This is a genomic window from Streptomyces sp. RK9 (assembly GCF_045070545.1).
In the GTDB taxonomy this organism is placed as follows: domain Bacteria; phylum Actinomycetota; class Actinomycetes; order Streptomycetales; family Streptomycetaceae; genus Streptomyces; species Streptomyces alboflavus.
This window is the reverse complement of sequence record NZ_CP173703.1, coordinates 4,839,399-4,854,075: the sequence shown is the minus strand read 5'-3', so window position 1 is coordinate 4,854,075 and position 14,677 is coordinate 4,839,399. Positions and strand designations below refer to the sequence as shown.

The window sequence follows — 14,677 nt, the reverse complement described above, 5'->3', positions numbered from 1 at the left end:
GATACGCCCGCTTCCCGGGCGACCCGGGCGAAGGAGACTCGCTGTCCAGTTCGGAGCAGGTCCCGGACGACGGTCTGCGTCCGGGTGGTCTTGGCCGTGCTGTCCGCTTGCCGAGCCTGGTGCAAGCGGGCCACGCGTGCGTCGCGGGACGATGCGATTGCGCTCATGCCCCGCTCCTGATCTTCAGGCTCTCCAGCGAGACGAACGCGGCAGCCGACCTGGCCTTGCGCAGTTCCCGGGCTGCTTCCTCGACAACCGTCCTCTCGTGTTCGGGCAACCTGTCCAGTGTGTTCCGCATCTGGCCCAGCGACTTGTCGTAGCCGGCGATCTGGTCGTCGAAGTTGCGGATGACCCAGTCGGCGGCGCCCATCGCCAGGGCGGCTTCCTTGTCGGCCCGCAGTTCGGTGATCTGCTGTTCCAGGGCTGGGAGGTAGGAGGGGTCGGGGCGGTAGAAGTCGCATCCGGCGCACTGGAAGCGGATCCGGCAGTGCTGTCCGCCGGCCTTGACGTTGCTGGGTTCGCTGCATCCCCCATAGGGAACCGCGACGGTCTGGCCCTCGTAGGCCAGGGCATCGCTGAATCCGCGGGGCATTCCGTGCCGGTCGGTGCTCAGCGGAGCGATGGTCTCCACGGCTTTGCGCTTCCGCTCCAGGGAGACCTTGAAGTAACCCATGGTGGTGTCGATCTCCCGGTGATCCATCAGCTCACGCAGATGATCGACGGGGACACCGGCGTCAGCGTGCCGTTGCGCGTAGGCATGCCGCAGCCCGTAGAGGATGATCTCCGAGCGGTCCAGAGCAACCAGGTTGCCCTCGTTGTCGAGCTCTTCGCCGAGCAGAGCGGGAATCCTGTTCACCCACGTCCGGAAGATCTTGGCGGAGAAGTGGTGTGCGGACATGTGGCCGCGGCGGGTGCGGTTCACGCTGAGTGTGTGGTGATCGGCCACGTGCCTGAAGGTTCAGCGAGTAGTCGCGAGCCTCCTCGTGGATCTCAAAGGTCTGATCGTGTACCAAGACCATGGTCACGGTGCCCGTGCGTGGTGACACGGCCCGTTCCATGCGCAACATCAAATACTCCTGAGTGGTTCTTGTGCCTCACTCCATAATCACTCTCAGTGAGGCACGGCAGGTCGGAGCACCTGTGACACATGTGTCTCAGACCCTCAGAAGCGATGCAGATAACCAGGAACGAGGTCCTCCTCGATGAGGCCGTCACCGACCCGGCGCGGACCGGCCGGTGCACCCAGACCGGCGGCCGCTGGTACTCGCCGTACGACGACACCTACGTCGACGGCCCCCGCGCCCTCGACATTGATCACTACGTGCCCCTCGCAGAATCCTGGGACTCCAAGTAGGCGGAGTTGGGGTGGATGCATCATTCCGCTGCTACGGCTGGCGGCTTTAGGGCTGGTAGGGATGCGGTTGTCACCCGGTCTGGTGATGTTGCGGGCTTTCTGGCCTGAGGCGGGACATCCAACGCCACGATGTTGCATCAGATGCAACTGCTTGGGGTGTGGGATGAATGGGCTGAATCTGCCGGGCGCGATCCGGTTGGTGCGGGCGGACAACGTGCGCGCCATAGATCCGGCCCCGGCGTTGTTCGAGGCGATGCTGGTCGGGTGGTCACATCAGCAGCAGAGCCGGCTCCTGCAGCGAAAGACGATCGATAACCGGCTGAGTCTGGTGCGGCGGTTCGCCGCGTTCACGGGCACGTATCCGTGGGACTGGACACCGGAGGATGTCGAGGTGTACTTCGCCGGTCGGCTCTCGCGTGGTGAGGTGGTGTGGTCCACAGTCCGGGGGCAGCAGGGCGACCTGGAGATGTTCTGCGCCTTCATCACTGATGCCCGGTACGGGTGGGCGGCGGCGTGTCTGGAGGAGTTCGGCCGGTTCCCGGTCCAGGTGTGCCACGACTGGAACACCGCCGAGCACGTGGCCGAGTTCGAGGGCCGGCCCGGGCGGCGGGCGTTCACCTATGACGAGTTGCAGACGTTCTTCGACGCGGCCGATGACCGGGTGGAGCAGATCCGCAGGAAGAAGCGCAAGGGTGTCCTGGCAGCGTGGCGTGACTCGGTGCTGGTCAAGCAGGTGTACGCGTACGGAACCCGGCGCCGTGAGACGACGATGCTGGATCTGAGCGATCAGCGGCACAACCCGCGCGCTCCCCAGTACGGGCGCCTGGGCGCTCTGGAGGTCCGCTACGGCAAGGCGTCCCGGGGCAGTCCGCCCAAGCGGCGCACGGTGCTGACGGTGCCGGAGGTCGACTGGATCGTGCCCGTCGTCCAGGAGTGGGTGGAGGAGGTCCGCGCGGGCTTCGGCCCAGGACGGCACCCCGCGCTGTGGGTCACGGAACGGTGCGGGCGGCTGAGCGTGCGGCGCCTGGACGAGGTGTTCACCGTGATCCGTGAGCACGCGGACCTGCCGGACGAGCTTGATCTGCACTGCCTGCGGCACACCTACATCACGCACCTGATCGAGTTCGGCTATCCCGAGAGGTTCGTCCAGGAGCAGGTCGGGCACGCCTACGCGTCGACGACCGCGCTGTACACGTGGGTGTCGGATGAGTACCGCAACCAGCTGATCGAGAACGCGCTCCAGCGACGACTGGCGGGCGCTGGGGGAAGGGCGTTGGTGCCGCGGTGATGCAGCGCATGCAGTACACGTGGAACCTGCGCCGTCTGATGGCGGAGCGGGCGATGTACCAGACCACGGACTTGGTCCCGTTGTTGGCTGACTACGGCATCCACCTGTCCCGCGAGCAGGTCTACCGCCTGGTCACGCAGGCTCCGCAGCGGCTGTCGATGGATGTCCTGGCTGCGCTGTGCGGGATCCTCGACGTCACCCCAGCCGACCTGATCACGGTGGCTCAGGCCCCGACCCAGGTCGCGAAGCCGACCGCGACCGGCGAGGACGCCAGCGCGGCGAAGGCGCCGCCGACGCGGCGCGTGTGGGTGCGTCGCCCGGGTGAGCAGTGAGCGGCCCTGGGCGGGCGCGCCCGGCGTGGGCCGAGCTCGCACACCGCATCCGCCTCCACCTTCCCGAACTGCCCACGGATGTGGCGGAGCGGATCGTGGCCGGGCTCACCCCATCGGCCCGCGGACGTGTCCGGGCCCATCTCGCGGCCCATCCCGATGCGCTGGTCAGCGGCGACTCCGCCGCGCCGCGCTCGGTCCAGGCCCTCATCGCCACGCTGGCCGAGGCCGGGGTGCAGGGGGTGCGGGCGCCGGCGTGTTTGCGGTGCGGGCGGGTGCGGCTGCTGCGGCGGGCCGTGTCCGGCGGCCGGGTGTGCCTGGGCTGCGAAGGCGTCCTGGCTGCGCACGGCGACGTGGGTCCGTGCAGCGCGTGCGGGGCGGTCGGTCCCCGGCCGAGCCGCAAGACCTGCGCGGCCTGCCGCCGCGTCCAGCTCGCCGCCGACCGCACCTGCTCGGTGTGCGGGCGCCCGGCGCCGTGGGACCCGTGCACGAACTGCCGGCCGCGGCCCGCGGCTCCGTGCGCGCTGTGCCGGGTCAGCGCCCCGGTGTGTGCTCGGTGGCCGCTGGGTCCGGTGTGCAAGTCCTGCTACCGCCAGGCTCGCCGCCACCCCGCCCTGTGCCCGCTGTGCGGCCGGACGCGCGTACTGATCGCCCGCGTCCAGGGACGCCGTGTCTGCGGCCCCTGCGCCCACCACCCCGACCCCTACCCCTGCCCCCGGTGCGGTGACCCCCGCTCCTACCAGGTCCGCGGGTTGTGCGACCGGTGCGCGGTGCGCGAGCGCCTCACCGTGCTGTTCACCGCCGTTCCCCAGAGCGGCAGCCAGTACGAGCACATGCGCGCGGCTCTGGCCGACTGCCCGGAACCGGGCACGGTCCTGAACTGGCTGCGCAACTCCCACTCGGCCCGCTTGCTGACCAACCTCCTCGCCACCGGGCGCCCTCTCACGCACGATGATCTGGATGCCACCGCCGACAACCGCTCCGCGGCGATGACCGCGGAGTATCTGCGCGGCCTCCTCATGGCCTACCGAGTACTTCCGGAACGCGACGAACTGACTGCCCGGATCACCCGCCACCTCGACCGGGTCGCCACCCGCCACCCCGACCACGCGCTGCTGCTGCGCTCCTACGTCCGCTGGTCCCTGCTGCCACGCGCCCGCCGCCACCAACGCCTGCGCGGCGGCGGCACCAAGCACCGCATCCGCTGGGCGTACATCCGCATCAACACCGCCGCCGACTTCCTCACCGCGATGGCCGCTCGCGGGCTGCCCATCGGGCAGATCACCCAGCATGACGTGGACGGTTGGCTCGCCGCCAAGCCCCAAACCCGCTACGAGGCCCGGGACTTCGTCGTCTGGGCCCACCGCCGCCACCACACCCGGGCCCTGGTGATCCCCCATCGTCGCAAGGCCGACCCGGTCGGGCTGGACGAGGATTCGCACTGGGACCTGCTGCACCAGTGCCTGACCGACACCGCCCTGCCGCTCGAGGTCCGGGCCGCTGGCTCGATCCTCCTGCTGTTCGGACAGCACCTCACCCGCATCGCCGCGCTGGCCACCACAGCTCTGACCACCACGGATGGCACCTCCTGCCTCACGCTTAACCACACTCCCATTCCTCTGCCGGACTCCCTCGCCCGACTCCTGTGTGATCTCGCTGCGCGCCCGGCGCCCACCGGGTGGGCCGCCAACACGCCGTCCGCCTGGCTCTTTCCCGGCCATCTGCCCGGCGCTCACCTCTCCTCCGCCGTTCTGGGCCGCCGTCTGGCCGCGAACCACATCCCCAACCGGCCCGCACGCACCACGGCGCTGATCGCCCTCGCCCAGGACCTGCCCCCGGCCATCCTCGGCCCGATGCTCGGCCTGCACCCCATCACCGCCGCCCAGTGGCGACGGCGCGCCAGCACCGACTGGACCACCTACCTGCAAGCGCGCCTGCAAAACCGGAACAGAGGCTCAAGGATCACATGACGAAGGTGAACCTCATACGACACCCCCTGGGTATTTCCTGAGGTCTGATTAGGCTGACCGAAGCCGAGAAGGGGGCAGTCGTGCAATTTCCTCGATAAGCTTAGGGAAGGTCCACCCAAGGGCGTTGGCTGCGGCGGCAAGACCACCGCCGGTGCGCAGGGCAGGACAGGCGTTAACTTCAAGGCAGTGCGGCTCACCCCGATTGTCGCAACGAAAGTCCACGCGCGAGTATTCGCCAGAGCCCAGGCCTACTGCGCGATGGGCACTCAGAGCTTGCTCCTGAAGTCTGACTCGGAAAGCAGACGTGACATCGGCAGGGCTCCGGCGGCGTGACGCACCTGGCCGATTCTTCGCTTCGAAATCGTATAGCGGCCCGTTGCATTCAATCTCTACTACCGGAAGTACATGGTCACCGAGTACGCCGACGGTAAATTCCCTCCCCGGCAAGAACGGTGAAATCAACCAGTCTTCCCCCCCTGCCGATTCCGAGCTGGCGGCTGCGAGTTCATCGGCTCCTCTGGCCAAGAACAGGGTCGAATAGCTTGTACCAGCGAGGAGCTTAACCACGACGGGGCCGTCATCAAGCATGCTCAGCACGCCAGAGCGCACCTGACAATCGCCTGCTGGGTGCACCTCCCAGCGGCTCACAGTAACGCCTGAATCTCGCAGGACTCGTAGCGTGCTGTGCTTATCCCACGCCAAGCTACATGCCGCGCTTCCTGCGCCAGCAAATGAGATATCAGCCATTTCTAGCATCGCTTGGATATGCCCGTCTCCACCCCAGCCGCCGTGCAGCGCCGGAAATACCAGGTCTGCCCGTCGTAGAGTCGCAACCATCGCTTCCGATGTGAGCGCAGAGAAGACATTCCGTTGACTCTTGCGCGTGCCAATAGCCGGAAGATCAGCCGCGACTGTAGGCCGCGGTAAATCGTCATGGTTACGAGTCGACCGACAGATGAATGGCTCGTCTGCGGCCGGATCAACCACTGAAACATCGTAGTCTAGGTCGATTAATGCACGAGCTACCGATATTCCCGAGTCGAGAGATACGGCTCGCTCAACGCTCTCCCCGCCACACAAGACCACAGCCCTCATAGAGCAATTTCTAATGCCTTCAGGAGCGGAGTGCCACTCCAACCGCAGGCCCAGATGGCAGTGCCCACCAGTCTCCGACTGCGTGCGGGCATCCCCCACCGGGTAGGCCATGCCGGGCCGTCAACCTCATGGGGCAGGCCGACCATGTCGCCGACCTCCTTGTCCGCCAGCGCCTCGTCCCCCCCTGGCTACTGAGCTTGAACTCGTGAAGTCGTCGGGGTGAGGGATGGTACTGGTACCGGCAAGGCATCCGTCGATGAGGCGGGGCCGGTACTGGATCTTCCTCACCCCGTGGGGGATGGTCTGGATCAGGTACTCGGGTGTGGAGGCAGTGTTGGCCAGGCAGCCACGCCGTAGCAGGCGCGGATACCGGACCGGCTGGCGAGGACTCTGATACCTCGTCAAAGCCGCGCCTCGGAACGAAATATTGGGAGAAAACGCCCCCTCGCTGAGCGTTTGGTGCTGTTTCACCGCTCCTTGTTGGGGTTTGGGCAGTCCGTTGGCTCGAGACAAGAGGGACCGGTGAGCCCATCGGCCGGGGCGTGACGGCAGAGGCACGTTTCATCCCGGCACCTCCTGTCTCCTTCCAGGACGGGGTGGCGAAGGGGCCTTCGCCCCTCGCCAAGAAGGCCGCCGCGCGGTACATCCAAGACATAGCCCCGCGCGACGGGTATCTCAGCGACCTGTCCGACGACCGCTGACATGGTCCTGGGCGCCGAACAGTTCGGCCTGACCGATCTCAGCGACGCCCAGCTCACCGACCTCGTCGCCCTGCAGAGCCACTGATGGCCCTCTTCCACACCTACGGCGAGCTCCAAGGCACCGCCTACACGCACCACCCCACCACCGGCACCCGCAGCCAGGACCGCCGCGTCCGTGAAGCCTGGTACGGGGAACTGACGCCCCAGCGCAGCGACGAGCAGCGCATGAATGCCGTGACAGCCGGGGGCACTGCCGTGGGATGACGATCGGCGTGCCGGTCATCGAGCGCGCGCGGGAACTCCCAGCCGTCGGCGCAACGCTGCGCGAGTGGCGAGTGGTCATCGCCCCCGAGCTCGCCGGGCACATCGCCGCCGTCTCGTACCTTGCCGACACCGGGCAGCTCACGGTGTGCCCGGCGTCGTCGGCCTGGGCAACAAAGGCCCACCTGGAGCAGACCCGAATCCTCGCGGCCGCCAACGAGTCGGCGGGTCGTACGGTCGTCCGGCTTCTTGCGGATTCTGGCGCCCGGCGCGGTGCCGACGACCGAGGCTGTCGACGTCGATCCGGAGCCCGCGCACACGCCCGCCGGACCGCCGGGTACTCGGGAGGCCGGCTCGGACGGCTGCCGCCGCTCGCTCGCGCACCAGGCCGTCGTGCACCCATGCTGCGGCGGGCCCGTATGGAGTGCGTGACGGGGGAGGCTGGGACGGTGGCAGCTGTGCCGCAGCCGTCGGAGCGACGGTCCACGGCTTGACGGCGGGGTGCGCCGCTCTGGCGTTGCACCAGACACCGGCTGGTGAACGGACGCAGGTTTCCCAGCGCGTTCTGGTCCTGAGTGCGGTTCCGCGGTAGCGAGCGGATCACATTCATGATCGTTTAATACCTCTTCGACACAGAAGGGTGATCAATGCCACTAGGGTGAATTGATCTTTTTGCCCCTTCTGTGTTGATCATGCTTCATTCGTGATCTTCGGTGCGGGATAACTTCCCCTGCGAACAACTCCAATTCCTGACCAGATTGGGTTAAACCGCACATGCGCCACCCGCAGTCCGCGCGTACCTCGCGCGGTCGCACTTCGAGCCGAATATCCCTGCGCACCGCGGCAGCCAGCGGGCTGTCCGCGCTGACCGCGCTGGCCCTGATCGGCCCCGCTACTCCGGCGCTCGCCGAGAGTAGCGAAACCCCCTCCTCACCGGCCGCGCAGACGCATGCTGATGCGAGCGGCACCATCACCGAGGCGAACACGCCCGAGGCCGCCATCACCGCGGCTCAGGTTGGCCAGCGCAAGGTGGAGGTGCTGGAACGCCGTACCGAGACGTCCACGACCTGGGCCAATCCGGATGGAACGCTGACGACGACGCTCAGCGCGGGGCCCATCCGTATGGTGCGGGACGGCAAGTGGGTCGATGTCGACGCCACCTTGGCCCACCAGCCCGACGGCAGCGTCGCCGCGAAGGCTCACCCGCAGGACCTGCGCCTGGCCGGGGCAGGCGGTGTCAAGGCACGCTCCATCACCGCGGCGGCGGAAGCTCCGGACTCCAAGGCCCGTGACCTGATCTCCCTCGGCATGGGGGACCAGCGCATGGCCGTCCAGTGGAAGGGAGGCCTGCCCAAGCCGGTCATCGAGGACCACCAGGCCGTCTACCCGCAGGCCGTGCCCGGCGCCGACCTCGTCGTCGACGCCACCCGTACAGGGTTCGAGCAGTTCCTCGTCCTCAAGGAACGGCCCAAGGACAGCAAGGCCCCCTGGACGGTGCCGCTGACGCTGCCCGGCATCAACGCCACGCAGCACGAGGACGGCTCGGTCTCCTTCAAGGACAAGAAGACCGGCGACGAACTCGCCACCATGCCCGCACCCGTGATGTGGGACTCCCAGACCGACGAGCGTTCCGGCGAGCGGACGAACTCCACCCAGGTCGACATGAAGCTGTCCCAGGACGGCGACACCGTCGAGCTGACCCTGACCCCCGACAGCCGATTCCTGGGCGACCCGGACACCAAGTACCCGGTGACCATCGACCCGGCCACCGACGGACTCAGCACGCTGTTCGACACCTTCGTCCAGCAGGGCGACACCACGGACCAGTCCGCGTCGACCGACCTCAAGCTCGGCTGGCCCGGGGACTGGGCGGACACGGCGAAGAAGCAGAAGCGCATCGCCCGCTCCTACATGACCTGGGACACTTCCATCTTCGCCAACGCCCTGGTCGACAAGGCGGAGCTGTCGCTGTACAACTACCACTCCTGGTCGTGCGAGAAGCGCGAATGGGAGGTGTGGGCCGCAGGTGCGGCAGACACCAAGACCCGCTGGACCAACCAGCCGGCGCTGACCGAGAAGGTCGCCACGTCGACGCAGACCCGCGGCAAGTGCAACGACGCGGGCTGGGTGAACGCCGACATCACCGCACTCGCCAAGACCTGGTCCAGCGCCAACGCCGAGGAAGGCCACATCGGCCTCAAGGCCGCGGACGAGTCCGACACGTACGCGTGGAAGCGGTTCTACTCCTCGGAGTCGACCGCCGACCAGATCCCGCAGCTCACGGTCGACTACAACTACCGGCCTCGGAACGGCGCCAACCTCCAGGCCGGGCCTCCCTACGTCGCCGAGGGTGGCATCTACAAGGTCAACACCCTGACCCCCACCCTGCGCTTCACCCCGCAGGACGCCAATGAGAACGACATGGTCCGGGGCACGTACCAGATCACGGACAAGGAGACCGGCAAGGTCGTCTCCACGGTGATCGCCGACCCCGTGGCCACCGGCGAGACGTCCCAGGTCGTCGTCCCGGAAGGCAAGCTGGCCAACAGCAAGACGTACACTTTCCGCACCACGACGGACGACGGCACGCACTGGAGCCCCGGGTGGTCCGAGCCGGTGACCTTCACCGTGGACACCAAGTGGAAGCTCACCCCGGAGCTCAAGGCCCTCGGCGCGGTCAACTCCGCACTCGATGCCGCGGACGTCACCGCCGCGACCACCAGCGACAGCACCCACGCGGCCATCGCTACCAGCGAGGGCAACACCGTCCGGCTTCCCCGCAGCGGCGAGGACGCGATCTCCGTGAAGTCGGACGGCCGCGGCGACCTGGGCATCACCCTGCCCACCGCACAGCCGCGCGGCGTGAACGTGAACGGCAACGTCGTCTACCACAACCCCGACAGCCCGGTCGACACCGTCGCCCAGCCGAGCACCGAGGGCGCCGCCAGCATCTTCCAGGTCATCAAGAACGCCAAGGCTCCCCGCGAATACACCACCAGCCTGAAGCTCCCCGCCGGAGCCTCGTTGAGCACGCTGGAGAACAACCGCATCCTCATCTCGTCCGGCACGGGCGATGACACCGTGACGCACGGAGTCATCGAGGCCCCCTGGGCGACGGACGCCAACGGCAACGCTGTGCCCACCGCGTACCGGATCGAGGGCAGCAAGCTCGTTCAGACAGTCGACTTCGACAGCAAGACCGCCTTCCCGGTTGTCGCCGACCCCAAGATCAGCTTCGGCTGGGGTGTGTACCTGGCCGCCAGGGGCATGGAATGGAAGGTGTGGTCCAGCACGATCGTCACCGCTGGATATATTGGGTCGCTGTACACCTGCACGGTCGCGAAGCTTCCGGCGAAGATCGCGGGCATCGCCAAGATGGTGTGCGGCGCGGCATCCCTGAACGGCCTCAAGAACCTCCTGAAGGTCCTCAAGCAGATCAAGAAGAAGAAGCTTGATTCCAAGGGCTGCTACCAGACCAAGATCCTTCCCAGCAACGGGAAACTGAGCAAGGTGAGCAAGAAGAAGTGCTAACAGGTCACCGTCACGAAGGATCTCCGATCATCCTGCGCACGCCCTGGTGGCTGAATCTGATCGCGCTGGCAGCGGCGGTCTTCCCCTGCCTGGTCCTCGACCTCCCGTGGTACGTCGCCGCCGTCGCGGCGCTGATCACCGGAACCATCGCCGACCGCACCTGGGCGGCACGCCAACGCCGACGCAGTCGCAACGCGTAGGCCCGGCCCACCGCGGCGCAAACCGGCTGGTGAACCCTCAGGATTAACTGCAGTCGCCAAGAAACAGCTCCGGCCGAGCCATCAAGACGCCAGGCCACAAGGCCCCGGATCCCGAAAGCGGGATCCGGGGCCGCTGCGCGCCCGAGAAGAAGCGAAGGCTACGTCACCAACTGACGGCTGCGGTAGCGCCTGGGTGCCCAAGGAGGAACAGGACAAGCGGGGCGGCCGGATCCAGACCTTCGAAGAGGGAGTGGATCGTGCACCGTGGGCCAGTTCCTTGAGGGCCAGCTCTTGGCCGCCGTCAACTCCGGAAGTTCCAGAGCCGAAAAGGCGGGGCTGAACGTAGAACGAGCAGCCGAACGAGGACATCGCCGTGGCCAACGCGGCTGGTGGGGCACGGGGCTGCCCTACCCCTGCGGCTCTCAGGGATTCAGAGGGCGCGCTGGCCGTCCACGATGGCGGCGGTCCATCGGGCCTTTCCACCTGCCTGGATGGCCAGCTTCTGCTTCACCGGGTCGGCATATTGATCAGAAACTCATGGGGTTCTCGTCGAGGACGTAGCGGACGTGTGGGCCGCCGAAGTAGCCGCGGACGATGTGTGGCTACTGAACTTGATTGAGTGATGTCGGGCTGGACGGCTGGCCTTGGTTCCTGCTGAGACCTGAGTCAGATGTGGGCTCTGATCTGCTTCACCGGGTGCCCGAGTGTGTCGCCGATAGCGACCAGGTCCTCGTCGCCGAACCAGTCACGTTCGGGGTTCCAGATTGCGATCTCGAAGCGGGCGAAGCCGCACGGCCAGTCGTAGTCCAACACATCCAGCGACGTGTCGGTGCCGCAGCAGGGCACTTCCACGACCAGGGTGGCGAAGCCGTCCTCACAGTGGCTTTCCAGCAGGTCGGCGTACCACTCGGTGTCGATTGAGGCGCCGCAGTGCGGACAGCCGATCCGTTCCAGGTTGTCGCCGCAGTCGACGGGGGTGAGGGTGTCGTGCCAGGTGACGTCGATCTCGACCTCCACGCCATCGGGCAGACCGGGAGCCAGGTCCGCGGCGAGCGCGGCAGTCTGCTCGGCCGCCGCCCGGTCGGGCTGCCACTGGGGATCGGTTGGAATGATCGACAGGACGTCGTCGCTCACGGGCTCACTCAATTCGTCGGGCACAGGCGTTCGTCAGGGTGCCGCGATCGTAGGGCCACGTAGCAGGCCGGCCGTTCCCTGGGTTCGTTACTCATGGATGGCAAGGCCGGTGCCGGCGAGGCAGCCGTCGACTACGTGCGGTCGGTACTGGATCTGCTTGAGCCTGCGCTTCACGGCTCGGGTGATCTGGGCGAGGTCGGCCGCTGCGAGGTTGCCGATGTCGCGCTTGACCAGCGACCAAACGCCCTCGGCCGGGTTGAGGTCCGGGGCGTATGTGGGCAGTTGGAACAGGGTGAGCCACTCGGTATTCGCCTCGATGAACTCCTTCATTCCGACGGTCAGATGCAGGCGGACGTTGTCCCAGACGAGCACGATCGGGCCGTCGAGCTGGATACGGGCTCGGACGATCAGGTCCCGCAGATCGCGCCAGCCGAAGCCCTTCGGTTCGTCCTTGCGGCCCCGGTACTCGCGGATCCCGTAGATCAGCCGGGACCGCTCGCCCGGCTTGTAGCAGACCATGCCCGCCATCGGCACCCGCCCCGAGCCCCGGCCCCTCACTCTCACGACCGGGGTCTGCCCGATCCGGCCCCAGGTCCTGGCACGCGGCGGAGTCATCGACTGCCCGGCCTCGTCCTCGAAGACGATCCAGGCCCCACGCTCCGCCGCGGTCCTCTTACCCGCAGCCAGGTCTCCTTCTTCCACACCTCGACCGCAGCGTCGTCCCGCTCGATCGCCCGCCGAGCGGGTTGCTGCCAGCTCCAGCCGTGCCGCTTCAGTAGCCGCCAGGTCCCCTCGACCGTGTAGGAGACATGGAACAGCCGACCGATCAACGATTTGATCCGTGCGAGCGTCCACCGCTGGTCCGCCCAGCCGTGGGTAAGCGGGCCACGCTTCAACTCCCGCTCCAGCCTGGCCATCTGGGCATCACTGAGCCGAGGTCTTCCCGGGGATCCCTTCGACAGGACTCCCGTCTCGCCCAGCTCGCGCCAGGCCCGGCGCCACCGCTCGACCGACCGCACGCTGATCCGCAGGGCAGCGGCAATCTCCAAGTTCTTCTGCCCACTCTCGAAACGCTCCACGGCCTGCAGCCGTAACCGCTCCCGCGTGGCTCTCTCGGCGTCGGTAAGCCCGCCGCCCTGCGCGTACCTCACACCCCAGGGCTACCGGTACCGACACCCAGCCGTCAGGCGAACGACACCGACATCACTCAATCAAGTTCAGTAGCGTCCGCGTACGCCCACACCCCGGCCACGTGACCGGACCCCAACAGATCCCCCAAGGGCAGTACCCAAGTTCCCCGAGGTCGAATACCGCTCACTTGGAATAGCGCCCCCCACCAGCTGGGGCGAGCAGTTGGACGCCCGCGGAGCGTGAGGCGTACGCGAACGATCTCGACGACGAGCGGTCCCTGATCGCGGTCACCGCGGCCAGCAACCGGTCGAAGTCCGACCAGGACCCGGCCACCTGGATGCCACCGGCTGCGGGCTACCGCTGCACCTACGCGACCACCTGGGTCACCGTCAAGACCCGCTGGGGCCTGGCCGTCGACGCGGCCGAGGCCACCGCGCTCGCCAGCACCCTGGGCGAGTGCCCGAACACCCCCATCGAGGTGGAACTCGCACGATAGCCGAGCCAGGCTGCGCTTTCCGTCCTTCAACGGGACAGGACCCCGCGCTTATGGCGGGGCAGCGGACACCCGGGCCGGGATCCCGGTCCGCTTCGGGTGAGTTCGTACTCGTGCGGGGGCGCCCCTGTGCCAGTCCAGGCACAGGGGCGTTCGGCAAGTGACCTTGGGCCGTCGCTCACCAGTTCCGGGTGGCGGTCAGCTGCTCTACGTCCGCGTCCCCGAACCCGTAGGCCGACGCCACCAACCAGAGGTCCTCGGCGAGCACTTCGCGTGCAGCCGTCTGCGCAGACATGCCGCCACCGGCATCGTGCCTGCGCTGGGACAAGGCCCGGGTGTGCGTGCAGTTACCGACGGACAGCGGCTGAAATCAGGCGCGGGGCTGTGTCAGCGGCGACGCGCCTGGGTTGTGTCAATCTTCCACAACGCGGACAGCAGGCATGGATGCTTCGTCGGCTGCTTGGGGCACGGCGCAGCGGAGTTCTCGCTGGATTTTGTGGAGTGCGCTCTCGTAGGAGTCCGCACGCTCGCCGCCTGCGATCGCTTCCCGGTATCCCGTGAGGTCTTCGAGGACTTGGGGGTTCGTCCCGTGGTCCTGCTCGGGGAAGAGTGGATCGAACGACGACAGGATCTCTCCGTCCTGTGCGTAGGCGATCCAGCCGGCGGTTGAGTCGCTGAGGGTGACGGAGAGCGCGGCCGTGCCGCGTGAGGCGGATTCGAGGATCTCGTCCTCGGCCAGATAGAGGCCCACTGCCTCGACGGCGAAGGCCCAGTCACCATGGCTCCCTGCGCGGAGCAGGGTGTGGTCGTTGTCGAGCATGCCGCTGTCGCGGAGCTCATCTAGGTCCAGCCCCGGGATGTCTCCCTCTTCGAGGTCTTCGCCCAGCTGCTGAATGGCATCAGCTTCCGCACGGCTCAGGGGAGTCGGAGTTTTGTCCTCGCCCGCCACTCTGGCCAGGAGCTCAGTCGGGGAGATTCCCTTCGCGAAGATGACGCAGTATCCGAATTCATACAGATGCGAGTTCGGGAATGTTGTTGCACTCACTTCGCTACGCGTCCTCAACTTCTCGACTGCCGGAGTTCTTTCAGCGGGTTCGCCAGGGGGCGGCCCGGCCGCTGTGAGCGTACCCGGGTCTGGCAGCTCGATGGAAGTGCGGGTCTGGCACTCTCGCCGCGGGCCAGTGGTCCGG

15 protein-coding genes and 2 pseudogenes are annotated in these 14,677 nt (G+C 67.2%); 10 read left to right on the top strand and 7 right to left on the bottom strand.

Features of this window, described 5'->3' with window-relative positions:
- Window positions 1-163 precede the first annotated feature (163 nt).
- Entirely contained in the window at window positions 164-946 is a 783-nt protein-coding gene (locus AB6L24_RS20135; RefSeq protein WP_405656977.1) for a hypothetical protein, read from the bottom strand.
- 234 nt (window positions 947-1,180) lie between these two features.
- Between AB6L24_RS20135 and AB6L24_RS20130 the strand changes: the two are divergent.
- From AB6L24_RS20130 to AB6L24_RS20115, 4 genes and pseudogenes are all read left to right on the top strand, one after another.
- Window positions 1,181-1,348 (top strand): annotated as a pseudogene (locus AB6L24_RS20130) (HNH endonuclease); the annotation flags it as partial.
- Window positions 1,349-1,517: 169 nt separating this feature from the next.
- Window positions 1,518-2,642 carry a tyrosine-type recombinase/integrase gene (locus AB6L24_RS20125; RefSeq protein WP_405656975.1) on the top strand — a complete coding sequence of 375 codons (1,125 nt, stop codon included), beginning with the start codon at window positions 1,518-1,520 and terminating at the stop codon, window positions 2,640-2,642.
- Window positions 2,639-2,974: a helix-turn-helix domain-containing protein gene (locus AB6L24_RS20120; protein ID WP_405656973.1), complete on the top strand. Its 336-nt coding sequence runs from the start codon at window positions 2,639-2,641 to the stop codon at window positions 2,972-2,974. Before AB6L24_RS20125 ends, AB6L24_RS20120 begins: the two co-directional genes overlap by 4 nt.
- A 767-nt stretch (window positions 2,975-3,741) precedes the next feature.
- Window positions 3,742-4,941, top strand: coding sequence for a hypothetical protein (locus AB6L24_RS20115; RefSeq protein ID WP_405656972.1), 1,200 nt, complete (start codon window positions 3,742-3,744; stop codon window positions 4,939-4,941).
- Window positions 4,942-4,989: 48 nt separating this feature from the next.
- Here AB6L24_RS20115 and AB6L24_RS20110 read toward each other — a convergent pair whose 3' ends face one another.
- Entirely contained in the window at window positions 4,990-6,036 is a 1,047-nt protein-coding gene (locus AB6L24_RS20110; protein WP_405656971.1) for a D-alanine--D-alanine ligase, read from the bottom strand.
- Between the two features lie 542 nt (window positions 6,037-6,578).
- On the opposite strand from AB6L24_RS20110, the gene AB6L24_RS20105 reads away from it, so the two are divergent.
- The 5 genes from AB6L24_RS20105 to AB6L24_RS20085 all read left to right on the top strand — a co-directional run bounded on the left by AB6L24_RS20105 (window position 6,579) and on the right by AB6L24_RS20085 (window position 10,729).
- Window positions 6,579-6,737, top strand: a complete 159-nt coding sequence (locus AB6L24_RS20105) for a hypothetical protein (protein ID WP_405656970.1) — start codon at window positions 6,579-6,581, stop codon at window positions 6,735-6,737.
- Between the two features lie 84 nt (window positions 6,738-6,821).
- Window positions 6,822-7,001 carry a hypothetical protein gene (locus AB6L24_RS20100; protein WP_405656968.1) on the top strand — a complete coding sequence of 60 codons (180 nt, stop codon included), beginning with the start codon at window positions 6,822-6,824 and terminating at the stop codon, window positions 6,999-7,001.
- Window positions 6,998-7,492 (top strand): DciA family protein, encoded by a 495-nt coding sequence (locus AB6L24_RS20095; protein WP_405656966.1) that lies wholly within the window; start codon window positions 6,998-7,000, stop codon window positions 7,490-7,492. Before AB6L24_RS20100 ends, AB6L24_RS20095 begins: the two co-directional genes overlap by 4 nt.
- A 280-nt stretch (window positions 7,493-7,772) precedes the next feature.
- Window positions 7,773-10,529: a DNRLRE domain-containing protein gene (locus tag AB6L24_RS20090; RefSeq protein ID WP_405656964.1), complete on the top strand. Its 2,757-nt coding sequence runs from the start codon at window positions 7,773-7,775 to the stop codon at window positions 10,527-10,529.
- Window positions 10,523-10,729 carry a hypothetical protein gene (locus AB6L24_RS20085; protein WP_405656962.1) on the top strand — a complete coding sequence of 69 codons (207 nt, stop codon included), beginning with the start codon at window positions 10,523-10,525 and terminating at the stop codon, window positions 10,727-10,729. Before AB6L24_RS20090 ends, AB6L24_RS20085 begins: the two co-directional genes overlap by 7 nt.
- Before the next feature lie 666 nt (window positions 10,730-11,395).
- Here the strand turns inward: AB6L24_RS20085 and AB6L24_RS20080 are convergent.
- The 3 genes from AB6L24_RS20080 to AB6L24_RS20070 all read right to left on the bottom strand — a co-directional run bounded on the left by AB6L24_RS20080 (window position 11,396) and on the right by AB6L24_RS20070 (window position 13,014).
- Window positions 11,396-11,863: a hypothetical protein gene (locus AB6L24_RS20080; RefSeq protein ID WP_405656961.1), complete on the bottom strand. Its 468-nt coding sequence runs from the start codon at window positions 11,861-11,863 to the stop codon at window positions 11,396-11,398.
- A gap of 87 nt (window positions 11,864-11,950) precedes the next feature.
- Complete coding sequence (locus AB6L24_RS20075) at window positions 11,951-12,565, bottom strand: transposase (protein WP_405656959.1); 615 nt, start codon at window positions 12,563-12,565, stop codon at window positions 11,951-11,953.
- Window positions 12,475-13,014 (bottom strand): winged helix-turn-helix domain-containing protein, encoded by a 540-nt coding sequence (locus tag AB6L24_RS20070; RefSeq protein ID WP_405656958.1) that lies wholly within the window; start codon window positions 13,012-13,014, stop codon window positions 12,475-12,477. Before AB6L24_RS20070 ends, AB6L24_RS20075 begins: the two co-directional genes overlap by 91 nt.
- 188 nt (window positions 13,015-13,202) lie before the next feature.
- On the opposite strand from AB6L24_RS20070, the pseudogene AB6L24_RS20065 reads away from it, so the two are divergent.
- Window positions 13,203-13,490, top strand: a pseudogene (locus AB6L24_RS20065) (DUF1524 domain-containing protein); the annotation flags it as partial.
- Between the two features lie 175 nt (window positions 13,491-13,665).
- On the opposite strand, the gene AB6L24_RS20060 reads toward AB6L24_RS20065, so the two are convergent.
- Together AB6L24_RS20060 and AB6L24_RS20055 are read right to left on the bottom strand one after the other, a co-directional pair.
- On the bottom strand, window positions 13,666-13,782 hold the full coding sequence (locus AB6L24_RS20060) for a DUF5713 family protein (protein WP_405656956.1): 117 nt from the start codon (window positions 13,780-13,782) through the stop codon (window positions 13,666-13,668).
- 117 nt (window positions 13,783-13,899) lie between these two features.
- Window positions 13,900-14,532 (bottom strand): DUF6461 domain-containing protein, encoded by a 633-nt coding sequence (locus tag AB6L24_RS20055; RefSeq protein ID WP_405656955.1) that lies wholly within the window; start codon window positions 14,530-14,532, stop codon window positions 13,900-13,902.
- Between the last annotated feature and the right edge of the window lie 145 nt (window positions 14,533-14,677).